The following is a 22,198-nucleotide window of genomic DNA, read 5'->3' as shown; positions in this document are numbered from 1 at the left end:
GTACGATGGCAGGCCCGCAAACCTGTCTCAGCGACCTGAAATTCGTCAGAAAGGTGAATGCGCATGAAAGTCCTTGTTCCGGTAAAGCGGGTCATAGACGCGAATGTGAAGCCGCGCGTTAAGGCAGACGGCTCCGGCGTCGAACTGGCCAATGTGAAAATGGCCATGAACCCCTTCTGCGAAATCGCTGTCGAAGAAGCGATCCGCATGAAAGAGGCCGGCAAGGTCACCGAGATCGTGGCCGTATCCATCGGCCCCAAGCAGGCTCAGGAAACGCTGCGCACAGCACTTGCGATGGGCGCGGACCGCGCGATCCTCGTCCAGACCGACGAGACTGTCGAGCCGCTTGATGTCGCCAAGATCCTCAAAGGCGTTGTCGATGAGGAAAAGCCGGAAATGGTGATCCTCGGCAAGCAGGCAATCGACGACGACTCCAACCAGACAGGCCAGATGCTGGCTGCTCTCCTCGGCTGGTCCCAGGGCACCTTTGCATCGGAAGTCGAGATCGTCGACGGCTCGGTAAAGGTCACCCGCGAGGTCGATGGCGGTCTGCAGGTCGTGGACCTGAAGCTTCCCGCAATCGTCACCACCGATCTGCGTCTCAATCAGCCGCGCTATGCCTCGCTGCCCAACATCATGAAGGCGAAGAAGAAGCCGCTCGACGAGAAGACCCCGGGCGACTTCGGCGTCGAGGTGAAGGCGCGCCTCAAGGTGCTCAAGACCGAGGAACCGGCCGGCCGCAAGGCAGGCGTGAAGGTGGGCTCCGTCGCCGAACTGGTCGACAAGCTCAAGAATGAAGCCGGCGTGCTTTGATCAGCGGTCAGAAAGGATACTGAAACATGGCAATTCTTCTCATCGCCGAACACGATAACCAATCCCTTTCCGACCAGACGGCAAAGGCGCTTGCCGCTGCCGCCAAGATCGGCTCGGACATCGACATTCTGGTTGCCGGCAAGGACGCTTCCGCTGCAGCAGACGCTGCCGCCAAGCTTGACGGAGTTCGCAAGGTTCTGCTTGCCGAGAGCGATGCTCTTGCAGAGCGGCTGGCAGAGCCGCTGGCAGCGACCATTCTTGGTCTGGCCGACAGCTATGACGCATTTGTCGCTCCGGCCACCACCACCGGCAAGAATGTAATGCCGCGCGTGGCCGCACTTCTCGACGTGATGCAGATTTCCGACATCATGGAAGTCGTGGACGAAAAGACCTTCAAGCGTCCGATCTATGCCGGCAATGCCGTGCAGACGGTTGAATCCACCGATCCCAAGCGTGTCATCACCGTTCGCACCTCCTCCTTCTCCGCTGCAGGCGAAGGCGGCTCCGCAACTGTTGAGAAGGTCGATGCAGCAGCCGATCCGGCTGTCTCCAGCTTCGTGGAAAATCGCATCGAGGAAAGCGATCGTCCGGAGCTGACTTCCGCTAAGGTCATCATCTCGGGCGGCCGCGCTCTGGGCTCCGCCGAGAAGTTCGAGGAAGTCATCCTGCCTGTGGCCGACAAGCTTGGTGCTGCAGTCGGCGCCAGCCGCGCAGCCGTTGATGCAGGCTACGCGCCCAACGACTGGCAGGTCGGTCAGACCGGCAAGGTGGTCGCGCCTGATCTTTACATTGCCTGCGGCATTTCCGGTGCCATCCAGCATCTGGCAGGCATGAAGGACTCCAAGGTCATCGTCGCCATCAACAAGGATGAGGAAGCGCCGATCTTCCAGGTCGCCGACTACGGCCTCGTCGCAGACCTCTTCGAGGCTCTTCCGGAGCTTGAAAAGTCGCTGTAATCTGCGACTTCTGAATGGATCATAATGGCGGGGTAGACGGAACTATCCCGCCATTTTAGTTTGCGCTGCAACAATTCCGGCAATGGCCATGGGATGGGGTTCACGAAGATGACGGCAAGGATCGAAACTGTTGGCGTGATCGGTGCTGGTCAGATGGGCAGCGGTATCGCCCATGTCTGCGCAGCGTCCGGCTTCAAGGTAAAACTGTATGATCTCTCCGCTGAGCGCATCGAGGCCGGGATCGCCACCATCAGCGGCAACATGGCCCGGCAGGTATCTTCCGGCAAGCTGAAGGACGAGGATCGTCAGGACGCCCTCAAGCGCATCAATCCTGCACACAAGATGGAAGATCTCGCCGATGCGGACCTCGTCATCGAGGCTGCCACCGAAGACGAGACCATCAAGCGCAAGATCTTCGCGCAGCTTTGCCCGGTTCTGAACCCGGAGGCCCTGGTCGCTTCCAATACCTCATCCATCTCCATCACGCGCCTTGCTGCGCAGACAGACCGACCGGAACGATTCATTGGCATTCATTTCATGAACCCGGTTCCGGTGATGAAGCTGGTGGAGTTGGTGCGCGGCATTGCCACCGAGGACACGACTTTCGAGACTGCCCGCGATTTCGTGGAACGTCTGGACAAGACCATCACGGTTGCCGAGGACTTCCCCGCCTTCATCGTCAATCGCATCCTTCTGCCGATGATCAATGAAGCGATCTACACGCTTTACGAAGGTGTAGGCACGGTCGAGGCGATCGATACGGCCATGAAGCTCGGTGCAAACCACCCGATGGGCCCGTTGCAGCTAGCGGACTTCATCGGTTTGGATACCTGCCTGTCCATCATGCAGGTGCTGTATGAGGGATTGGCGGACTCGAAATATCGCCCCTGCCCGCTTCTGGTGAAATATGTCGAGGCCGGGTGGCTTGGCCGCAAGGCCGGTCGCGGCTTCTACGACTACCGGGGAGAGCATCCGGTCCCAACGCGGTAAGCTTGCGATCCGGCGCTGCTTGACTAATGCAGCGCCACCACGCCTGCGGGCGCCATCTGATTGATGAAGGCGTATTGCACGCGGTTACGCCCTGCTTCCTTCGCCTGGTAAAGCCGTTCATCGGCCAGTCGGAACAGTTCCGAAAAATCGGTGCGTCTGGCGAATGTGGCACAGCCCACGCTAACCGTCAGGGGGCATGGTTTCCCTTGAGGCATGAAGCTCAGGCCGCAGACCGAGGAGCGTATGCGCTCGGCCACGATCTTGGCAACTTCCTCATTCGCATTGGGAAGAAATACGCCGAATTCCTCGCCACCCAGGCGCCCGACAAGGTCGTCCCTGCGCACGGTCGAGCGAATGGCATTCGCTATGGTTTTAAGCGCTACGTCGCCCTCGTGATGACCATAGGTGTCGTTAATCTTCTTGAAATGATCCGCATCGATGACGAGTAGTGCCCCACGCGGTTCCGAACCTTCGGCCGTCTCACTCAGGCACTGTTCAACCTGGGTAGAAAAGGAACCACGATTGAGGCAACCCGTCAGAAAATCCGTGGCAGCTGCTTCAGCGAGCTTGTAATTAACAACCGCAAGTTCGCGAAGCTTCAGGCTTAGATAGAAGAAAAGTGGGCCTGCAAGTATTATGGGGTTGACGACTGCGGAGATGACCGCGCGGCGCAGCGCCTCATCGCCGAGGCTGGCGAAAAGACCGAGATTGACCGCCGTCGCCGGAATGATACAACCGAGTGGTCCAAGTGTGGACCAGAGGAACAGCTTCTTGCGCCCTCGCGGCGTCATGTTGCGCAGCGTTGCAATCAACCTCATCGGAACTCCCCCACATGATCCTCCAGACTAGGTTATGAGTCTGAACAATCGGTTTATGTGGGAAAACGCGCTATTCGGCAGCTTCCGAAACAGATTTCTTCCTTGGTGAAGCACGGCGCGCAGTCTTCTTCTCCGGCTTCTTTCTCTGGTGTTGCGAAGCCAGTGGCGAAACTTCATCCATCGGGAAGGAATCGACCGCCACGACACGATCTATGGTCTGGCGCGCAGTCAGGACCCGGTCGGCCTCACCAGCGGAAAGAATGCCGACCTCACGCGCTTGTGCAACATCGCTTATCTTCGCCTCGCGCATCTTCTTCTCCAGCGGAGCGACTTCATTGACGAGTCGGAACGCTTCTTCCAGGTCTTTCAGCGGATGCTCTGCGTGTCCCTCACCCAGGTAAAGGTCGGGCGTGAGTCTCTCCCGCTGCGCACCCGGCTTCATCAACATGTTCGCGACTTCAATGGTCAGTCGGTCCGAAGCAACGGGATCAGGCACGCCCCCCGGAAAGGCGACGAGCCTCACAAGAACGGCAGCCCAGCGGGCGGGAAGATTGTCGAGCACCCCACGGAAGGCTTTGCCAATCCGGCCCTCGCCCTGCTCCATGATGAAATCGACCAGCGGACGATCTTCTTGCGGACGCCCATCATCTTCGAAGCGCTTGAGCACACAGGCAAGCAGATAAAGTTCGGCCAGAATATCGCCCAATCGTGCCGAAAGAAGCTCCCTGCGCTTCAGCGACCCACCAAGGGTGAGTAGCGACAGATCAGAAAGAAGCGCAAAAGCTGCCGAATAGCGCGACAGCCGCTTCCAATGTCGCCCAAGCGCGCCTCTAGACGGCGCCGGGCCGATATGCCCGCCGCTCCAGCCGCGGACAAAGGCACGACCGGCCGTCTTGAGAGCGTGTCCGACATGTTTCCAGAAAGCCTTGTCGAACTTGTCGAGGCCGGTTTTCTTGTCCTCGTCCGACAATGCCAGCAATTCGTCCAGCATGTAAGGGTGCGAGCGGATGGCGCCCTGACCGAAGATCATCAGATTGCGCGTCAGTATGTTTGCGCCCTCCACCGTGATGCCGATCGGCACCGAGCGGTAGGCTGACCCTAGATAATTTCGCGGACCATCAATAATGGCCTTGCCGCCATGAATATCCATGGCGTGCTCGATCGAGCGGCGCATGCGTTCGGTGGCATGATATTTCATGATCGCCGAGATGACTGACGGCTTGTGGCCATTGTCCAGAGCGGCCAATGTGGCGCGTCGTGCAGCGTCGATGAGATAGGCATTGGCCGCAATGTCGGCGAGCGGCCCCTGAATGCCCTCAAACATCCCGATTGGCATGTTGAACTGGGTACGCACACGCGCATAGGCGCCGGTTGCGCGGGCGCAGACCGCAGCCGATGCGGCAGATTGCGAGGGCAGCGAAATACTGCGCCCTGCTGCCAAAGCCGTCATCAGCATGGTCCAGCCCTGGCCGATCTGTTTTTCGCCGCCCAGGATTCGGTCAAGCGGAACAAAGACGTCCTTGCCGTAGAGCGGGCCATTCTGGAAGAAGGTGAATTGCGGGATATGCCGCTCGCCGTGGCTGACGCCGGGCGTGTCCGTGGGCAGCAGCGCCACCGTGATACCAAGATCCTCGCCGCATCCCAGATGATTGTCCGGATCGCGCATCTGAAACGCCAGCCCCATCACCGTCGCGACGGGACCAAGCGTGATGTAACGCTTGTGGAAGTTGAGCCGGATGCCCAGCACCTTTTTACCTTCGAAGGTGCCATATTCGACAATGCCGGTGTCGGTCATGGCAGCCGCATCGGAGCCGGCCGCAGGCGAAGTCAGACCGAAACAGGGGATCTCGCGGCCATCGGCAAGGCGCGGCAGCCAGTACTGACGCTGCTCGTCGGTGCCGAAATGCATCAGGAGTTCGCCCGGGCCAAGCGAGTTGGGGACCATCACGGTCACGCCCGCCACCACGCTGGCCGAAGAAAGTGTCCGAACCACTTCGGAATGGGCTGTGTTCGAGAAACCGAGACCACCGAACTCCTTTGGGATGATCATGCCAAAGAACTTGTTCTTGCGCATGTAATCCCACACTTCAGACGGCAGATCCCGATCATGCCAGTTCAGCTTCCAGTCATCGACCATCCCGCACAATTCGCGTACGGGCCCATCCATGAAAGCCTGCTCTTCCGGCGACAGCCTGGCCGGTGGCATGGACAGAAATTCGTCCCAGTCGGGGTTGCCGGTGAAAAGCTCGCCATCCCACCAGACGGTTCCTGCATCAATTGCCTCGCGCTCGGTTTGCGAGATTGGCGGCATGATGGAGGAGGCCCAGCCATAAATCGCCTTGGAGAGCCTGTCGCGTCGGAAGTTATGGAATCCCATTGAAGACTGCCTTTCTGCGTCTACCCCGATGGTAGCCTATTACACAATGAGACCGGTTGCGACGGGTTCCGCGTCTTCTCCCTGAAGTTTTCGGGGCCAGACCTGTTTATTCCGGGGGCATGAGTGCCTGGCCAATCAGCGCCTTTGCATCGTCACTTGCCCACTCCGCCGGGCCGTTCATCTGGGCTATCGCGCATCCGTCTTCGTCGACAAGCACGGTGACCGGCAGCCCCAATCCGATGCCCTTGCGCTTGAGATCGTTGAAGACACCCATCGAGTTGTCGCGATAGAAATTCAGCGCTTCGATTCCGATCTCGTCCAGAAAGCCCTTCGGTTTCTCGATATCGCCGCGATCAACACTGATGGCGACGACCTCGAAGCGTTCCGACCCCATGTCCTTCTGCAACTCGTCCAGCGCGGGCATTTCTTCGCGGCACGGCGCGCACCAGGTCGCCCAGAGATTGACCAGCAGAACCTTGCCGGACATGTCGGCAATGGAAGTCGGCTTTCCATCCGGACCTTCAAATGTCAGATCGCGAACCGATTGGGGCGTATCCGCGGGCAGCATGGCCGCCACATCACCAACCGCAAAATCCTTCAGCCCGGCTGCCCGGGGAGCCTTGGCGGCGCAAACTGGTCCAGTACCATTGGCTGCTGACTGGTTGCCATTGGCCTCACCCATCACGTATACGGCGATGATCCCGGCCACGACGCCTGCGAGTGCAGCCAGTACGACCAGGCGAATGGCCGGCAAGTTCAGTTTCGTGTTCGACATATTCATTCAACTCCAAACATCCGGCTATCATGATGACGCAAGACAAAAGCAGCAACCGCATGTGGGGAGGGCGTTTTGCCTCAGGGCCGGATGCGGTCATGGAAGCGATCAACGCGTCCATCTCATTCGACAAGAAGCTCTACGCACAGGATATCCGGGGCAGCATCGCTCATTCAGCGATGCTTGCCGAAAAGGGCATCATTTCGGCTGAAGACGTCAAACAAATTCACGATGGCTTGAACACGATACTCGCCGAGATCGAGGACGGCACGTTCGAGTTCTCGACGCGCCTGGAAGACATCCACATGAATGTGGAAGCTCGCCTTGCCGAACTGATCGGCCCGGCAGCAGGTCGCCTGCACACTGCACGGTCACGCAACGACCAGGTGGCAACCGATTTCCGTCTGTGGGTGAAGGAAGAGCTGCAGCGCGTGGAAGAGGCTCTCACCGGCCTGTTGAGCGCGTTCCTGAAGCGTGCGGAAGAACACGCCGACACCGTCATGCCCGGCTTCACGCATCTTCAGACCGCCCAGCCCGTCACCTTCGGCCATCATCTGATGGCATATGTCGAGATGTTCGGCCGCGACCGCAGCCGCGTGCGCGATGCGCTTGAGCGTATTGACGAATGCCCGCTTGGCACCGCCGCCCTCGCAGGCACGGGTTTCCCCATCGACCGCCACATGACGGCAGAAGCGCTCGGTTTCCGCGAGCCAACCCGCAACTCGATCGACACTGTCTCCGACCGCGATTTCGCGCTGGAATTCATGTCGGTGGCCTCCATTTGCGGCATGCATTTGTCGCGTCTGGCAGAAGAAATCGTCATCTGGTCCACGCCGCAATTCGGCTTCATCCGCCTATCGGATTCCTTCTCTACCGGCTCTTCCATCATGCCGCAAAAGAAGAACCCGGACGCTGCCGAACTGATCCGCGCGAAGACCGGCCGCATCAACGGCAATCTGATCGGGCTGTTGACGGTCATGAAAGGCCTGCCGCTCGCCTATTCCAAGGACATGCAGGAAGACAAGGAAAGCGTCTTCGATGCTGCCGAGACGCTGGACCTGATGCTCGCGGCCATGACCGGCATGATCGGCGATCTGCAGGTGAATGCCGACGCGATGGCTGCAGCGGCAGGCAGTGGCTACTCCACCGCGACGGACCTGGCCGACTGGTTGGTCCGTGAAGCGGGGCTGCCCTTCCGTGAAGCCCACCACGTCACCGGACGTGCCGTCGCCCTGGCTGAGGAGCGCAAGGCGCAGCTTGGCGACCTTCCGCTTGATGACCTGAAGGAAATTCACCCCGCCATCACCGACGATGTCTATTCGGTGCTGACGGTGGAGAAATCGGTCGCAAGCCGCACCTCCTTTGGTGGCACCGCCCCCGAACGCGTGCGCGAGCAGATCGCTTACTGGAAGGATCGCCTTTCTCAGGACGCATGATGAGCAGCGGGCGCATCTTTGCGCCCGCTAATACTGGTGCTAAGAACACCCCACGCATCTGAAGGGATAATGATCCATGCTGGCTCGCGCCTCCGCCCTGCTTCTTGCTTTCTTCGTGGCTTCGGCCTTCAGCGCTTGTGGTCGCAAGGCACCGCTTGACACGCCCTATGAAGCCGCTGTGGAAGCGCGCAAGGAAGCAGAGCGAAATGACGAGCCGGTGCCAGCAGAACCGGTCAAGCCGGTCGAAGACCGCCCCTTCATACTCGACAGCCTGATCTGAAAGCCTAAGTCCAGTGAACCATTTCGAGTACCGTGACGGCATCCTTCATGCCGAAGACGTTCCTGTTCCGCAGATCGCTGAGGCTGTCGGCACGCCCTTCTACTGCTATTCCACGGCAACGCTCACGCGCCATTATACAGTCTTCAAGGACGCGCTTGCCGGACTGGATTCGCTCGTCTGTTACGCGATGAAGGCGAACTCCAACCAGGCCGTTCTCAAGACGCTGGCCGCCCTGGGCTCCGGTGCCGATGTGGTCTCCGAGGGCGAATTGCGCCGTGCGTTGAAGGCGGGCATTCCGGCCGAGAAAATCCTGTTCTCAGGCGTCGGCAAAACCGTTCGAGAGATCGATTTCGCATTGGAAGCCGGCATTCTGTGTTTCAACGTCGAATCGCTGCCTGAACTCGAGGTGCTCTCGGCTCGCGCGGTTGCGCTAGGCAAAGAGGCGCCGGTGTCGCTGCGCATCAACCCCGATGTGGACGCCAAGACCCACAAGAAGATTTCTACCGGCAAATCGGAGAACAAATTCGGCATCCCATGGAAGGATGCCCGTGCGGCCTATGCGCGTGCTGCCGAACTTCCCGGCCTGAAGGTGACGGGTATCGACATGCATATCGGCAGCCAAATCACCGAGTTGCAGCCCTTTGACGATGCTTTCGCCCTTCTGACCGAACTCACCGAAACCTTGCGTCAGGACGGCCACGAGATCGAGCATGTCGATTTGGGTGGCGGTCTGGGCGTCCCCTACCACGAGGACAATCAGCCTCCGCCCCTGCCCGCAGCCTATGCGGAAGTGGTGCATCGCCACATGCGACGTCTCGGACTGAAGGTCATCTTCGAGCCAGGCCGCCTGATTGCGGCCAATGCGGGCATTCTGGTCAGCGAAGTCATCTATGTGAAGCATGGCGACGGGAAGAACTTCGTCATCGTGGATGCGGCGATGAACGACCTGATCCGTCCTACGCTTTATGAAGCGTATCACGGCGTTCGCCCGGTCACCGAGCCGAAACTTGATGGCGCGCGGCTGAAGGCCGACATCGTCGGGCCCGTCTGCGAAACCGGCGACTTCCTCGCTCAGGATCGCGATCTGCCCTCACTGAAAGCGGGTGATCTCGTGGCCGTCGGCTCGGCCGGTGCCTATGGTGCAGTGCAGTCCGGCACCTACAATTCGCGCCTGCTCGTGCCCGAAGTGCTGGTGAAGGGCGATCGTTTCCACGTGATCCGCCCGCGCCTCACCTATGACGACCTGATCGCGCTCGATTCGGTGCCGGACTGGCTTTGAACGATTACGCCGGCGCAAGCGGCTGCTTGCCCGGCTCCTGCGCGTCACGCGGCGCGGATTTCAACACAGCATCGCGCCGCTTCTTGCCCTTGTCGGAAATCGCCGACAGACCTACTGCGACCAGATATTGCACAAGCAGACCGGCCAGGAGCAGCGCCCCATCCTGCGCGACGGTGGTGTCCATCCCGACCCGAATGACCTGCAGCCCCATGGCCAGCACCGACCCGGTTGCGAATACGGCCAAACCGTTCTGGCCCATCAGCGCAATAGGCTGAAAGACTGGAGAGGAAAACGCACGCGTCAGGAATGGCAGATTGACCACCACATAGGCCAGTGCCAGCACGTGCAGCAGACGAGGCAGTGACTCATAGGTCTTGTCGAAACCTGCGATGTAATAGGGCAGGAAAGAGCGACCGGGCAGCCCACCCATGCGCAGCTTCATCCAGACAAGCGAAAACACCAGAAAGCCCGCTGCCAGCCAGAATAGCCAGCGCCTGTAGGGAACGAACGCCTCGCCCTTGATCATCCCCAGTCCTCCCGCAATGCCGAAAGCATAGACAAGCTGCCAGGAGAACGGGTTGAAGAACCAGCCGCCGGGATTGGGGTAATTAGGCAAATTCAAGCGAAACTGACCGGCAACCACCCAAATCACCACCGCCACGAGAATCATCGCAACGCGGCTTCTCAGCCCGATCAGCAGGTAGATCGGCGACAGGAGCAAGAGCACGAAATAAAGCGGTAATATGTTGAAATAGCCGATCTGATGCCCGAGCGTCGGCAGGCCGACCATCGCCTCAAGCGGTTGATCCAGAAGGCGCGTGAAATTCACGCGCTTCACCATCTCATGTGCATCAAGATAGAGGAAGCCGGCTGCAATGATTGCTATGGCGATGACCGAAGTCACGATATGGGTGACGTACAGCGTCCCAGCCCTGCGCCAGACGCGCAGCACGCCGTCGCCGATTGCGCCGCGCATGAAGCCGCGCGAATAGGCCAGTCCCACGGCAATGCCGGACATCAGCACGAAACCTTCCGCCGCGTCGGAGAAACCGAAATTGCGGGAGGTGAAATGTTCGTAAAAATTGCCCGGCACATGGTTGATGAAGATCGTGATCAGAGCGAGACCACGGAAGACATCAAGCCGCACATCACGGCCACCGCTGCCCGGAATTATGGGAGCATTCATGCTCCGCTCCTTTCGTGCAATGCCTCATCGGCGGAAATGGTTACGGGCCGCTGAGGCACTCCATCTTCAGGTTTGTTGGCTTCGTCCAGGCTGCGCCAGCGCGCCAGAAGCTGTTCCTGCATCGCGATCACGGCTGCCTGCCTGCGCTCCAGCGATGGCAGGAACAGGCCCAATCTGTTCATCCATCGGGCCGGGGCATGAGAAGTGGCCGCGATCAGCATTGGAGCAAAGACCTGCGGGCCTGCAACCAACAGAACCCAAACGAGATAATCCGGCGCGAGCCGATAGGTGGCGCCAATGGTCGTCAGGCCTATGACCACGATCCACCAGCTTCCCGTCCAGGCTTCCTGAAGGCTGACGCGCCCGGCCTCACGGTCAGCCGACGGCCAACCACCATCAGCACCTGCCAGTACCTGCAGTACCGAGCGGGTTTGGAAGAGCATCATGATCGGCGCAAGCAGGCTCGTACAGATAACTTCAACCACAACACTCAGGCTCGTGCGCAAGCTGCCACCAAATTCGTGGTTCCTGCGCGTGGCAACACCGTCGAGCACCACCAGAAGCTTGGGCCCTATGAGCAGCCCGAACACACCTGTCAGAAGTGCGATCGCAACCGCCTGTTCGACATGGGGGAAGACCGGCAGATGACCGGGTTCCGGGAAGTAATCGGGCACCACTGACAATGCCGGCGCCACTATGCTTGCCGCAAGAAACAGCGCCCATAGCGGGGCTGCAACATAGGCCATGATGCCCTGTAGGAAGACGAAGCGGCTCCACCATTTCAGGCCGGGCGCGGCGACAAGGCGGCCGTGCTGAAGATTGCCTTGGCACCATCTGCGGTCACGCTTGGCAAAATCCATGACATTGTCCGGCCCTTCTTCAAAGGAGCCGACCAGATCCGGGTCCACCCGCACCTTCCAGCCGTTGCGCGCAAGAAGGGCTGCCTCGACATAGTCATGGCTGAGAATATGGCCGCCAAAGGGTGGCTTGCCGGGCAGTTCCGGCAGACCGCAGCTCTGTGCAAAGGCGCGTGTACGGGTGATCGCATTGTGCCCCCAGAACGGTCCTTCATCCCCCTGCAGCACGGAAAGGCCGCGCGCATAGATGGGTGAATAATAGGAAGCAGAGAACTCGATCGCACGACCGAAAAAGGAGCGCGAATGCATGATCTTGGGCAACGTCTGGAGCAGGCCAAGCTCCGGCTCCGCCTCCATGCGCCGAACCATCTCGACGAGCGTTGCGCCTTCCATGAGGCTGTCGGCGTCGAGAATGACGAGATACTCGTAAAGTGCACCCGAATGCGTGATGAAATCGGCAATGTTGCCGGCCTTCTTGCCCGGATTGCTCTCCCGGCGGCGGTAGTAGATCTTCGCGTCCGGCACTTCAGCCCGAAGCCGCTCTACCCAGAAGCGTTCGCGGCCAGCGATCCTCTCGTCACGTGTATCCGAAAGGATTGCGAACTCGAACTGGCCAAGCGCATCAAGCGCGGCCAGGCTTTTTGCCATTGCTGCTACGTGACTGAACGTCTTGACCGGGTCCTCGTTGTAAACGGGAACGAGGATGGCCGTACGTACGAAGTCGCGGACTGGTATGGAAGGCACATCCGTCTGTGGATTGGCGGCCAGCCCGTTGAAGGCGATGGAGGCACCCCATGCCAACCATGCCGTGCTCAAGGCCAGAAGGCCGATCCGCACGAGATCGATCCACTGCACGCCATCAGCAAAATAGTAGTCGCCCGCAAGCAGGCTGGCCGCGATCGACGTGACCAGCGCAAATACGAGCGAGATGGAGCGACGGACTGAAGTCATGGTGTCATCCCGTGCAGCCCGTGCCGGACTGCATCAGCCTCAGCGCCAGGAAAGCCAAGCCAGGCGCGGATGAGAGAACAGACCACGCCGGCGCTGACGCACCAGCACCTGCTGCGGCATGGCCAGGGGCGCAAGGGGCAAACCCGTTGCGTCTTCCGCATTGTTCTTACGATCTGCGGTCATCGCCATTTCTCCACTGATAGAGCCAGGTTTCGGAAAGGACCTCGTTCCCACGGGTCAAATGCGCTTTCATTTCGACGGGCTTGTCACCTTCAGGCAGGAGGTCGATCACGAGGCGCCATACACCATTGGCTTCCACGCGCGAGACGCCGCTATGCGAGATCTCCGCATTGCTGACCGATATCTGCGCCAGAACTTCATCCTCGGAAGAAAGGTTCCGCAGAACCTCGCCGTCGAAATCGACTACGAATTTCCGCAGTCCCTTTTCGTTTTTCACGCCGGAGACGCCACCCTCCCCGGTGCGCAGAGCGACAACGCGACCAAGCGTTTTGCCTGGTTCCGGCAGATCGCCCCAGGAGAGCCTGTAGGAGAATTCCATCTCCTGCCCGGCCTTCACCTCCCCTTCAGGCACCCAGAAGGCGACGATATTGTCATTGACCTCCAGGTCCGTGGGAATTTCCACCAGATTGATCCAGCCCTTGCCCCAATCACCGAGAGGTTCGACCAGGAGTGAAGGCCGACGCTCATAGCCCGCGCCCGCATCCTGATAGTTCTCGAAGCTGCGGTCGCGCTGGTAAAGGCCAAACGCTTTCGGGCTGGTCTCTCCGAAGAAGGAGGTCGCAAGCTTGCGCGGATTGTTCAGATTACGCCAAAGTTCCTCACCGCTGGCGCGCACGATCTTCAGCCCATCGCTGTCATGGACCTGCGGACGGAAGTCGTCGAAGGAACTGTCATTGTTCTCCGCAAACAGGAACATGGAGGTCATGGGTGCAATGCCCAGGCGCTTGATGTCTTCGCGGATGAACAGGCGCGCCGTGACTTCCATTACCGTACGCGCACCAGGAGTGATGACGAAGCGATAGGCACCCGTGACGCTTTGGCTGTCCAGCGCAGCATGGACCGTGACGGATTTGCTCTGCCGCTTCGGCTTCTCGATCCAGAATTCACTGAACCGCGGGAACTCTTCACCTTCCGAAGTGGCGGTATTCACCGCAAGTCCGCGCGCGGAAAGACCGTAGAAGTTTCCCCTGCCAAGCGCCCGGAAATAGCTCGCCCCCAGAAAGGCGACCAGCTCGTCCATGACATCGGGAGAATTGAGGGGATAATGCAGGCGGAAGCCTGCCACGCCAGGCAGCTTCAGTCCCTCGAAAGCGCTCGCATCAAGTGGCTGATTGTATTCGAAATGGTGGCTGTCGAAGCTGAGCACCTCTTCGCGCCCATCCTCGACGACATGAATTTTCACCGGTTCCTTGAAGAGCCAGCCGGGATGAAAGGCCTGAAGCTCGAATGGTGCCTCACCCGCCCACACGGCTTCGTCGGGGCGGAAACGGATGGCACGGTGCTTGTCATAATTCAGGTTGGCAATCTGGTCCGGCAAATCGGCCGCCGGCGCCTCATAGGCCTTTCCCGCACGCGCCTTCATCATCGCCGTCAGCCGGTCGAAGGAGAACGGATTGCCCGCTGGCTCAGCCGGTTTGTCGGCCTCCTCCTGCGCCGCCTGCGCAAAGGCTTGTGATGCCGCAAAAACTGGATGGCTGGCCAGCACTGCCGCACAGCCGTTCAAAAGCAGGGAACGTCGATTCATATCCGGATATGTACTCATGAGTATCGCGCGGAACGCGCTTTTTGCCCCTCTGTCATCCCGATCGGAATGTCGAGCCGGTTCAACGCACTAAACGTGATCAGGTTGAGGCGGAAGGCCTCAAATAAAGCGACAGGTTGTTATAGAAAATGATGGAGACTGCCGCGCGATAAGGCGCCGGCAAAATTTCTTCCGCAGCTGAAACTTTGAACGCGGAAGATGAATCCCGGTTCCGGAAGCCAGCAAATTTCAGAGAGGGATCAGCAGCCAAAAAGCCACAAGCAGCGCGAAGCCGAAGCATGGTCGTTACGCCAACAACAAAGGGTGCGCTCGAATATAATATTCGCCAGACAAATGCACGCGGATTCGAGCGACTGAACCAAGGAAAAATGGCGATCCCGACAGGATTCGAACCTGTGACCCTCAGATTAGGAATCTGATGCTCTATCCTGCTGAGCTACGGGACCGCATGGGCTCGTCATAACGCGTCTTGAGCGCTTCGCCAAGACTTGGCGGGTCAGGACGGAGCGAGTGCGGTTTCGGCCAGACGAACCCAGTAGCTGATGCCGTGCGGGATGGCGTCATCCGCAAAATCGTAGCTCGAATTGTGCAAATAGGCGCTGTCTCCATTGCCGATGAAGATGAATGCGCCGGGCCGGGCTTCCAGCATGTAGGAGAAATCCTCGCCACCCATAAGCGGCGCCACATTTGCATCCACTCGGCCTTCCCCCGCTACTTCGATGGCAACCTGCTCGGCAAAGGCAGCTTCTGCCGGATCATTGAAGGTGACCGGATAGTTGTTGTCGTAATCGACGGTGATCTGCGCGCCGTGAGCCGCAGCAATGCCCGCGGATATCTCGCGCATGCGTCTCTCCGCCAGTTCCGCCATCTCCTTGCGCAAGGTGCGCACCGTTCCGCGCAACACGACCTCATCGGGGATGATGTTGTGGGCATCACCGCCGTGAATTTGCGTCACCGAGACGACCAGCGATTCCAGCGGATCGGCCGAACGCGAGGCAATGCCCTGAAGGGCTACGACAAGGTGCCCAGCAGCCACCACGGGATCCACACTCTTGTGCGGCATGGCCGCATGTCCGCCGCGTCCGCGAACCGCGATCTCGAATTCTGCCGTGGCCGCCATGATCGGCCCGGGGCGAATGGCGAACTGACCGACAGGGAGTCCCGGCAGATTATGCATGCCGTAGACCTTCTCGATGCCAAAGCGCTCCATGAGGCCATCGCGAACCATGGCCGCGCCTCCTGCACCACCTTCTTCCGCAGGCTGGAAGATCACCGCTACCCTGCCCGCGAAATTGCGCGTCTCGCTGAGATAGCGCGCCGCGCCCAGAAGCATTGCCATATGGCCGTCATGCCCGCAGGCATGCATGCGCCCATCGGTCTGCGAGGCATAAGGCTTGCCGCTTTCCTCGCGCATGGGTAGCGCATCCATATCGGCCCGCAGGCCTATCACACGCCCTGCCCCCTTCGATCCGTTGATGACACCCACCACTCCGGTGCGGCCGATGCCAGACACCACTTCGTCGCAACCGAACTGGCGCAGCTTTTCCGCAACAAAGGCCGCAGTTTCATGCACCTCGTAGAGGATCTCCGGCCTCTGATGCAGGTGATGCCGCCACCGGGTCACCTCGCCATGGAGTTCTGCTGCACGGTTGAGAATGGGCATGGAGGGTCCTGCAATTTTCCGAGGCGCAAATAAGGAGCAAATCGTCGCGGAGTTCGTTTTGCCATCATCAGGTCATATGCTCTAGATAACGGCGTTACAATGCCGATATGCTGGTGGGTGGCGAGCCGAGATGCGGCAGTTCCACCGGTGACGGCAGCCATGTTGCTCTCGGGCATACGCAGCAGCATGCACTGATTCATGCAGGTTTAGGGGCGCTCATGCGGTTCAAACGACATATATCGGCAGCATTTGCTGCCACGCTGCTCGTTATGGCTTCGCTGGCAGGCACAGCAGCCAAGGCAGAGCCATACGTTTTGATGGAAATCGACAGCGGCAAGATTCTGGCCGAGGAAGATGCGACCAAGCGCTGGTACCCCGCCTCCCTCACCAAGTTGATGACAGCCTATACGGTGCTGCGCGCGGTCGAGAAGGGGCAAATCCAGATGAATTCGCCCGTCACCATCTCCGCGAAGGCGACGCGCGAGCCGCCGAGCAAGATCGGCCTGCCGGCTGGTACCGTGCTTACATTCGAGGAAGCGCTAAAGATCATCATGGTGAAATCTGCCAATGATATCTCCACCTCGATTGCGGAGAGCCTGGCGGGTTCGACCTATGGCTTTGCGACCCTGATGAACGAAGAGGCCAAGCGCCTCGGCATGACCGGCTCCAACTTTGTCAACGCCCACGGTCTGTTCGCCGCGCGGCAATATACAACTGCCCGCGACATGGCCATCCTCACGCGTGCGCTGCGCACCGAGTTTGCTCAGTATGACTGGCTCTACAGGATCGAGGGCCTCACCGTCGGGGAAAAGCGCTACCCGAACTACAACTATCTTCTTGGTCGCTTTCGCGGCGCGGACGGGATGAAGACGGGCTATGTCTGCGAGTCCGGCTTCAATCTGGTGGCGACGGCAACACGCAACGGCCGGACCCTGGCAGCCGTCGTGCTTGGCGCACCCGGTCAGGTGGAGCGCGCTGCCCTTGCGGCAACGCTTCTGGAAAAGGGTTTTGCCAATGAAACAGATGGAACCCCGACGCCCGTTGCGATGTACGCCCAGCGCCCGGAAGACATGGAGCCCGCCAATCTGCGGTCGACCGTGTGTTCGCCCGAGGTTGTGAAGGCGCGCATCGACCGGGGCGATGACGAGAACGTACTGATCGAAGCTTCGCAATTCGTCACGGCACGCGCCACCGAGCCCCAGTTTCAGGTCGTCCGCTTTGGTGCCGACGGTCCGGCTTCCACGGCGCCGAAATATGCCGATGTGCCGATCCCCACTCCGCGTCCAGACTACCGGCCGGAACCGCAACCGGTCGCAGCGGAGGCGGCGCAGGGTGGCTGATAAGCGTATTCCGGTAACAATCGTGACCGGCTTTCTCGGTGCGGGCAAAACGACGCTGTTGAACCGCGTTCTGTCTCACGAGGCCTTCTCGAATGCGGCCGTTCTCATCAACGAGTTCGGGGAGGTGTCGGTTGACCATCTGATCGTCTCCTCGGTCTCAGATGACGTGACCGAACTCGCCGATGGATGCATGTGCTGTGCGGTGCGCGGAAAGATGGTCGATGCCCTGCGCGCCTTGGCCGAACGTGAATACGAACCCAGCCGGGTCATAATCGAAACGAGCGGCCTCGCCGATCCAGCCCCTGTAGCCGAAGCGCTTTTGCGCGATGAGGTATTGGCGCACGCTTTTCAGCCGGCAATGGTTGTTACTGTCGTAAATCTCGCCGAAGCCGAAACGCTCCTTGGCCATCAAGAAGCCACGCGACAGATCGCCTTCGCCCATGCGATAATTCTCACGCGCGCGGAGCGGTTGGGCGAAACGGACCGCCACGGCGCTGCGGCGCGCATCTCCTCCGTCAATCCGACAGCGGAGCTTTTTTCCGCGATCGCACCGGATGAACTCGCTGCCTTGCTCACGCGCGATGTGGCCACACTGGGCCTTTCGGGCACCCGCCAGAAGCCCACCCATGATCATGGCCATGGCACTGCCAAATCACTTGTGCTGAGCCACGACAGCACTCTCCCCCTGAACGTCGTCACAGGTTTTTGCGACTGGGTGCTCGCCCGTTCCGGCATGCGGCTTCTGCGCCTGAAGGGCACCGTCGAGACGCCAGAAGGCCATTATCTGCTGCAGGCGGTCGGCCGCACGCTTGAAGAACCGGCACGCCTTCCCTCGCAGAAGCACGCGGTTCCGAATGGTACAATGCTGGTGCTGATTGGCGAGGGATTGGATATCGGCCTGATCAAAGACACTTTCGCCAGTTTTACCGGTCAGCCCGTGCTTGATCGACCCGACCGGGCCGCACTGGAAGACAACCCGCTGTCCATATCAGGCTTCAGTTTCGACGGATGAGAAGCAAGCGCTCTAGCCACGCTCGAGCAAAAAGCGATGTCCACCCTCGCAAGGGGCAGTTTCCACCAGCCTGTGACCTTCCTGCTGACAGAAGGCAGGAATATCGATGACCGCCAACGGGTCGGTTGTTTCGACCCATAGCTGCGCGCCCTGTGGCATTGCTGCCAAACGTTTGCGCGCTTTCAAAACCGGCAGCGGACAGTTCAGCCCACGCAGATCGTAGTGCTCCACTTTGGAGGTCATTGTCCGCCGAACAGATTGGTGATCGCACCGCGCGCGCGTTGAACGGCGCCGGGCCCTTCTGCGCCACCCTGCCCGTCACCGAAACGCCGCGGATTGGGAGCAGGCAGGACGGCAGGATCTGCTGCAGTCTGCTGCGTCTCTACGGCAGCCTGACCATCAGCAATCGTCTCCGGCACCTGTGGCGCAGGAACCGTCGAGCCGGACGCTTGCGGCTCTGCGTCGGCAGCGGCCGAAGTCGGAGACGAATATGCGGTCATGGTTCCTGGCGCCAGATTGCCATTGGAGGGCGCAAGGCTCGGAGGCTCGGCCGATACGCGCTCGCCACGAGCACGGCGGCGGCTCCAATCAGCAACGAGAGCGGCTTCCTGAACGCCATAGATGGAAGGCTTGGTCTCCTGGCTGCGCTTGGACTTCATCGCCTTGGCAAAGTCCATCTGATAGGCCTTCTGATAGCTCTGATAGGCCGTCAGCAGCGGTTGTGGCGTCGTTGCAGGCGGACAGGCGGCAACAGGATCAAAACGCGCACCATCCGCGGCAACCTTGTTGAACACATAGCGCCGTTCACAGACATCCACCTTGGGCGGCTGCTTGGTCACCTGAAAATAATCGTAGCCTTCCTTCAGCATGGTCCAGAACGGATAGTTCGGGTCATCCTTGTAGCGCGCCATGTTGGCAGCGCTCATGCGGAATGGATAGGCCTGCAGCTGGAAAGCTTGCTGCCCGCCACGGAACGCATCACGGGCGAAGGCGTAGATCTGCTCGACCTGCTCGTCCGTCATCGAATAGCAACCCGCAGACGAGCAAGCGCCATGCACCATCAGATGCGTGCCGTTTCTGCCATTGGCGCGGTCGTAGTCGTTCGGAAAACCAATATTGAACGCAAGGTGATATTGCGATCTCGGATTCATCTGGGCCGGGCCGATAGTGTAAAAACCCTCCGGCGCCTGGCGATCGCCTTCGGTATATTTCGGGCCAAGCTTGCCCGACCATTTGCAGATATCGTAGCTGGCGATCAGATCGTAGCGGCCGTTGGTCTTCTGCTTCCAGACCTCAAGCTCACCTTCTTCCTTGAAGATGCGCATCATGATGGGGGCATCCTTGCGCATGCCCTTTGCCTTCATCTGCGTAAGGATTTTCTGCGGGAGCTCTCGCTCTGCCTTGGGCGCGATATCCTCCAGGGACCCGCTACAGCCAGCGAGCACGATTGCGGAGACCATTACAGCGGCTCTGGCAAGGCGACGTATCATGAACATCTCTTAGACTTCACACCGCGCAGACAATCCGCGCGTCCCACTTCAGCGTCCAGTAAACACCCGTTAAGCTTGAGAAATGATTACCGGCCAATCACCCCACTCGGCTGGGCCCCGGCTAGATTGGGCATTTGAGCGGCGATTTTGTGGCAAATTGATACAAACAGTCGCATTCGCACGCAAGCAGCCTTGCGCGCGGTCGGGTCTCAACAAGCCGTGATAGCAGTAGAGCTAGAGCGTGCGTCCGATGGCCAGGAACTTTTCGCGACGATGTTCGCGGTAATCGGTTCCGGCGGCCTGAAGATCGTTGAAGCCCTTCTCGATCGTTTCGCCCGTGGCTTCGATCACCGCCTCGCGAGCACGATGGGCACCGCCGATCGGCTCGTCGATTATGCCGTCGATCACCTTGAGTGCCAGCAGGTCCTGGGCCGTGATTTTCATATTCGTTGCAGCATCCTTGGCCCGCGTGGAATCGTGCCAGAGAATGGAAGCCGCACCTTCCGGCGAAATCACCGAGTAGATCGAGTGCTCCAGCATGTAGACCAGATTGGCCGTCGCAATTGCAATCGCGCCGCCGGAACCGCCTTCACCGATGATGACGGAGATGTTCGGGACGGTGAGGCTGAGGCATTTGGAGGTTGAGCGCGCAATGGCTTCGGCCTGGCCACGTTCTTCCGCTCCAATGCCGGGATAGGCACCGGCAGTATCCACCAGGCTTACCACCGGGATCTGGTAACGCTCGGCAAGCTCCATGACACGCACCGCCTTGCGGTAGCCTTCCGGGCGCGCCATGCCGAAATTATGCCGCAGGCGGCTCTGCATATCGCTGCCCTTTTCCTGCCCAAGGATGGCGACAGACTGGCCCTTGAAGCGGGCAAAGCCTGCAACAACCGCTTCGTCATCGCCAAAACTGCGGTCACCGGCAAGCGACGTAAAATCCGTAAAGAGCTGTCGGACATAATCCATGCAATGCGGACGATCCGCGTGACGCGCGACCTGTGCCTTCTGCCAGGGCGTCAGAGATTGATAGATGTCACGAAGGGCATCCCGTGAGCGCTTCTCAAGCCGGGCGATCTCATCGGCCACATCGACGGCCTCCCCGGTTTCGCTTAGCTTCTTGAGCTCGAGGATCTTGCCTTCGAGATCTGCGACGGGCTTTTCGAAATCCAGATAGTTATACATGAGCGCCTGCGGACACGGGATCTACGATACGGCTGCATGTTGCCGATGCGGCAACAACCGCTGAATGTGCGCCTCACATAACCGTCATCTGCCTAATCGGCAAGCGGATGGTGATTCTGCACCAGTTCTTCCAGCCGCTTTTCCAACACATGTGTATAGATTTGTGTTGTTGAAATGTCCGAGTGGCCAAGAAGTTGCTGTACTGCACGCAGATCAGCACCGTTTTGCAGAAGGTGACTGGCAAATGCATGGCGCAACACATGCGGTGACAATTTGGCAGACGCGATCCCGGCCCGCGCACCAAGCGCCTTCAGCTCCCGACCAAAAACCTGCCTTGGCAGGTAACCGCTCTGCGAGGCCGCGGGGAAAAGCCAGTGACTATCCTTGAACTGAGTTATTCCTGCGCGAGATTTGAGCCACTGCTTCATGACCGCCCGCGCACGCTGTGAGAGGGGAACGATCCGTTCCTTACCCCCCTTGCCGCGCACGACAAAAAAGCGCTCATCGCGCTGCGCCACGGTGACGGGCAGACTGACCAGTTCGGATACGCGCAGGCCGGAGGCATAAAGCACCTCCAGAAGCGCTTGCATACGCAGCGCCGAAAGATGTTCTTCACTGCCCGGCGCTGCAGCATGCACTTCCTCTTCGGCGCGCGCCAGAAGCGCACTCACCTCATCCTCACCGAGAACCTTCGGGAGTGCCCGCTCCTTCTTTGGACTGTCCAGTACCCCGGTAGGGTCGTCACCGCGCATGCCTTCCGTATAGAGAAAGCGGAAGAACTGCCGCAGCGCCGAAAGCTTGCGCGCCTGCGTGCCCGGCGTGAAGCCGCGCCCCGCCATGTCCGACAGGAACGCCCGGATGTCATCTGCACTGGCTTTCTCGAGTGGCCCGTCCATGAAGGCGCTGGCATCTTCGAGGTCGCGCCTGTAGGCGCCAAGCGTATTGTCGCTGGCACCGCGTTCGGCAGCCATCATTTCCAGGAATGTTTCGACCCGAAAGCCGCTCAT

The 22,198-nt window shown here is 59.7% G+C and carries 20 protein-coding genes and 1 tRNA gene; 8 read left to right on the top strand and 13 right to left on the bottom strand.

Features of this window, described 5'->3' with window-relative positions; genetic code table 11:
• Positions 1 to 63 precede the first annotated feature (63 nt).
• The 3 genes from WA367_RS03900 (at position 64) to WA367_RS03890 (ending at position 2,759) form a co-directional block, all read left to right on the top strand.
• Positions 64 to 813 (top strand): electron transfer flavoprotein subunit beta/FixA family protein, encoded by a 750-nt coding sequence (locus WA367_RS03900; protein ID WP_336055460.1) that lies wholly within the window; start codon positions 64 to 66, stop codon positions 811 to 813.
• 26 nt (positions 814 to 839) lie between these two features.
• Positions 840 to 1,769: an electron transfer flavoprotein subunit alpha/FixB family protein gene (locus tag WA367_RS03895; RefSeq protein ID WP_336055459.1), complete on the top strand. Its 930-nt coding sequence runs from the start codon at positions 840 to 842 to the stop codon at positions 1,767 to 1,769.
• 108 nt (positions 1,770 to 1,877) lie between these two features.
• On the top strand, positions 1,878 to 2,759 hold the full coding sequence (locus WA367_RS03890; RefSeq protein WP_036486551.1) for a 3-hydroxybutyryl-CoA dehydrogenase: 882 nt from the start codon (positions 1,878 to 1,880) through the stop codon (positions 2,757 to 2,759).
• A gap of 23 nt (positions 2,760 to 2,782) precedes the next feature.
• Here the strand turns inward: WA367_RS03890 and WA367_RS03885 are convergent, their stop codons facing one another.
• The 3 genes from WA367_RS03885 to tlpA form a co-directional block, all read right to left on the bottom strand.
• Positions 2,783 to 3,577 carry a GGDEF domain-containing protein gene (locus tag WA367_RS03885; RefSeq protein ID WP_336055458.1) on the bottom strand — a complete coding sequence of 265 codons (795 nt, stop codon included), beginning with the start codon at positions 3,575 to 3,577 and terminating at the stop codon, positions 2,783 to 2,785.
• Between the two features lie 70 nt (positions 3,578 to 3,647).
• Positions 3,648 to 5,954, bottom strand: coding sequence for an acyl-CoA dehydrogenase (locus tag WA367_RS03880; RefSeq protein ID WP_336055457.1), 2,307 nt, complete (start codon positions 5,952 to 5,954; stop codon positions 3,648 to 3,650).
• Positions 5,955 to 6,060: 106 nt separating this feature from the next.
• Positions 6,061 to 6,729, bottom strand: a complete 669-nt coding sequence (gene tlpA / locus WA367_RS03875) for a thiol:disulfide interchange protein TlpA (RefSeq protein WP_336055456.1) — start codon at positions 6,727 to 6,729, stop codon at positions 6,061 to 6,063.
• Between the two features lie 32 nt (positions 6,730 to 6,761).
• Between tlpA and argH the strand changes: the two genes are divergently transcribed.
• The 3 genes from argH (at position 6,762) to lysA (ending at position 9,724) form a co-directional block, all read left to right on the top strand.
• Positions 6,762 to 8,165, top strand: a complete 1,404-nt coding sequence (gene argH / locus WA367_RS03870) for an argininosuccinate lyase (RefSeq protein WP_336055527.1) — start codon at positions 6,762 to 6,764, stop codon at positions 8,163 to 8,165.
• A 76-nt stretch (positions 8,166 to 8,241) separates the two neighbouring features.
• Positions 8,242 to 8,445, top strand: a complete 204-nt coding sequence (locus WA367_RS03865; protein WP_336055455.1) for a lipoprotein — start codon at positions 8,242 to 8,244, stop codon at positions 8,443 to 8,445.
• A gap of 13 nt (positions 8,446 to 8,458) precedes the next feature.
• Positions 8,459 to 9,724 carry a diaminopimelate decarboxylase gene (lysA, locus tag WA367_RS03860; protein ID WP_336055454.1) on the top strand — a complete coding sequence of 422 codons (1,266 nt, stop codon included), beginning with the start codon at positions 8,459 to 8,461 and terminating at the stop codon, positions 9,722 to 9,724.
• Positions 9,725 to 9,728: 4 nt separating this feature from the next.
• Here the strand turns inward: lysA and WA367_RS03855 are convergent, their stop codons facing one another.
• From WA367_RS03855 to WA367_RS03830, 6 genes are all read right to left on the bottom strand, one after another.
• Positions 9,729 to 10,910 (bottom strand): OpgC family protein, encoded by a 1,182-nt coding sequence (locus tag WA367_RS03855; RefSeq protein ID WP_336055453.1) that lies wholly within the window; start codon positions 10,908 to 10,910, stop codon positions 9,729 to 9,731.
• Positions 10,907 to 12,718 (bottom strand): glucans biosynthesis glucosyltransferase MdoH, encoded by a 1,812-nt coding sequence (gene mdoH / locus WA367_RS03850; protein ID WP_442935525.1) that lies wholly within the window; start codon positions 12,716 to 12,718, stop codon positions 10,907 to 10,909. Before mdoH ends, WA367_RS03855 begins: the two co-directional genes overlap by 4 nt.
• Positions 12,719 to 12,757: 39 nt before the next feature.
• Complete coding sequence (locus WA367_RS03845) at positions 12,758 to 12,901, bottom strand: hypothetical protein (RefSeq protein ID WP_336055452.1); 144 nt, start codon at positions 12,899 to 12,901, stop codon at positions 12,758 to 12,760.
• The gene (locus tag WA367_RS03840; protein ID WP_336055451.1) at positions 12,885 to 14,483 is read right to left on the bottom strand and encodes a glucan biosynthesis protein; all 1,599 of its coding nucleotides are present in this window, start codon (positions 14,481 to 14,483) and stop codon (positions 12,885 to 12,887) included. The genes WA367_RS03845 and WA367_RS03840 overlap by 17 nt, the downstream gene beginning before the upstream one ends.
• Positions 14,484 to 14,870: 387 nt before the next feature.
• A tRNA-Arg gene (locus WA367_RS03835) sits at positions 14,871 to 14,947 on the bottom strand.
• A 50-nt stretch (positions 14,948 to 14,997) separates the two neighbouring features.
• Positions 14,998 to 16,164, bottom strand: a complete 1,167-nt coding sequence (locus tag WA367_RS03830; RefSeq protein WP_336055450.1) for a M20 aminoacylase family protein — start codon at positions 16,162 to 16,164, stop codon at positions 14,998 to 15,000.
• A gap of 218 nt (positions 16,165 to 16,382) precedes the next feature.
• Between WA367_RS03830 and WA367_RS03825 the strand changes: the two genes are divergently transcribed.
• Positions 16,383 to 17,504 carry a D-alanyl-D-alanine carboxypeptidase family protein gene (locus tag WA367_RS03825; RefSeq protein ID WP_336055449.1) on the top strand — a complete coding sequence of 374 codons (1,122 nt, stop codon included), beginning with the start codon at positions 16,383 to 16,385 and terminating at the stop codon, positions 17,502 to 17,504.
• Positions 17,497 to 18,516, top strand: a complete 1,020-nt coding sequence (locus WA367_RS03820; protein WP_336055448.1) for a CobW family GTP-binding protein — start codon at positions 17,497 to 17,499, stop codon at positions 18,514 to 18,516. Before WA367_RS03825 ends, WA367_RS03820 begins: the two co-directional genes overlap by 8 nt.
• Before the next feature lie 12 nt (positions 18,517 to 18,528).
• On the opposite strand, the gene WA367_RS03815 is transcribed toward WA367_RS03820, so the two are convergent.
• The 4 genes from WA367_RS03815 to WA367_RS03800 form a co-directional block, all read right to left on the bottom strand.
• A complete protein-coding gene (locus WA367_RS03815) occupies positions 18,529 to 18,759 on the bottom strand; it encodes a sulfurtransferase TusA family protein (protein WP_336055447.1) in 231 nt (76 codons plus the stop codon).
• Positions 18,756 to 20,006, bottom strand: a complete 1,251-nt coding sequence (locus tag WA367_RS03810) for a L,D-transpeptidase family protein (protein WP_336055446.1) — start codon at positions 20,004 to 20,006, stop codon at positions 18,756 to 18,758. Before WA367_RS03810 ends, WA367_RS03815 begins: the two co-directional genes overlap by 4 nt.
• Before the next feature lie 234 nt (positions 20,007 to 20,240).
• A complete protein-coding gene (locus WA367_RS03805; protein WP_336055445.1) occupies positions 20,241 to 21,191 on the bottom strand; it encodes an acetyl-CoA carboxylase carboxyltransferase subunit alpha in 951 nt (316 codons plus the stop codon).
• A gap of 92 nt (positions 21,192 to 21,283) precedes the next feature.
• Positions 21,284 to 22,198 (bottom strand): site-specific tyrosine recombinase XerD, encoded by a 915-nt coding sequence (locus WA367_RS03800; RefSeq protein ID WP_336055444.1) that lies wholly within the window; start codon positions 22,196 to 22,198, stop codon positions 21,284 to 21,286.

This window comes from Nitratireductor sp. CH_MIT9313-5 (assembly GCF_037029545.1).
Classification (GTDB): domain Bacteria; phylum Pseudomonadota; class Alphaproteobacteria; order Rhizobiales; family Rhizobiaceae; genus Chelativorans.
The sequence above is the reverse complement of the archived record's forward strand: the minus strand, read 5'-3'. Positions and strand labels throughout refer to the sequence as shown.

Bases quoted from the DNA above. Each gene is read 5' to 3' on its own strand.
- WA367_RS03900 (WP_336055460.1), top strand. From the start codon at position 64: ATGAAAGTCCTTGTTCCGGTAAAGCGGGTCATAGACGCGAATGTGAAG.
- WA367_RS03895 (WP_336055459.1), top strand. From the start codon at position 840: ATGGCAATTCTTCTCATCGCCGAACACGATAACCAATCCCTTTCCGAC.
- WA367_RS03890 (WP_036486551.1), top strand. From the start codon at position 1,878: ATGACGGCAAGGATCGAAACTGTTGGCGTGATCGGTGCTGGTCAGATG.
- WA367_RS03885 (WP_336055458.1), bottom strand. From the start codon at position 3,577: ATGAGGTTGATTGCAACGCTGCGCAACATGACGCCGCGAGGGCGCAAG.
- WA367_RS03880 (WP_336055457.1), bottom strand. From the start codon at position 5,954: ATGGGATTCCATAACTTCCGACGCGACAGGCTCTCCAAGGCGATTTAT.
- tlpA (WP_336055456.1), bottom strand. From the start codon at position 6,729: ATGTCGAACACGAAACTGAACTTGCCGGCCATTCGCCTGGTCGTACTG.
- argH (WP_336055527.1), top strand. From the start codon at position 6,762: ATGACGCAAGACAAAAGCAGCAACCGCATGTGGGGAGGGCGTTTTGCC.
- WA367_RS03865 (WP_336055455.1), top strand. From the start codon at position 8,242: ATGCTGGCTCGCGCCTCCGCCCTGCTTCTTGCTTTCTTCGTGGCTTCG.
- WA367_RS03855 (WP_336055453.1), bottom strand. From the start codon at position 10,910: ATGAATGCTCCCATAATTCCGGGCAGCGGTGGCCGTGATGTGCGGCTT.
- mdoH (WP_442935525.1), bottom strand. From the start codon at position 12,718: ATGACTTCAGTCCGTCGCTCCATCTCGCTCGTATTTGCGCTGGTCACG.
- WA367_RS03845 (WP_336055452.1), bottom strand. From the start codon at position 12,901: ATGACCGCAGATCGTAAGAACAATGCGGAAGACGCAACGGGTTTGCCC.
- WA367_RS03840 (WP_336055451.1), bottom strand. From the start codon at position 14,483: ATGAATCGACGTTCCCTGCTTTTGAACGGCTGTGCGGCAGTGCTGGCC.
- WA367_RS03830 (WP_336055450.1), bottom strand. From the start codon at position 16,164: ATGCCCATTCTCAACCGTGCAGCAGAACTCCATGGCGAGGTGACCCGG.
- WA367_RS03825 (WP_336055449.1), top strand. From the start codon at position 16,383: ATGCGGTTCAAACGACATATATCGGCAGCATTTGCTGCCACGCTGCTC.
- WA367_RS03815 (WP_336055447.1), bottom strand. From the start codon at position 18,759: ATGACCTCCAAAGTGGAGCACTACGATCTGCGTGGGCTGAACTGTCCG.
- WA367_RS03810 (WP_336055446.1), bottom strand. From the start codon at position 20,006: ATGATACGTCGCCTTGCCAGAGCCGCTGTAATGGTCTCCGCAATCGTG.
- WA367_RS03805 (WP_336055445.1), bottom strand. From the start codon at position 21,191: ATGTATAACTATCTGGATTTCGAAAAGCCCGTCGCAGATCTCGAAGGC.
- WA367_RS03800 (WP_336055444.1), bottom strand. From the start codon at position 22,198: ATGAGCGGCTTTCGGGTCGAAACATTCCTGGAAATGATGGCTGCCGAA.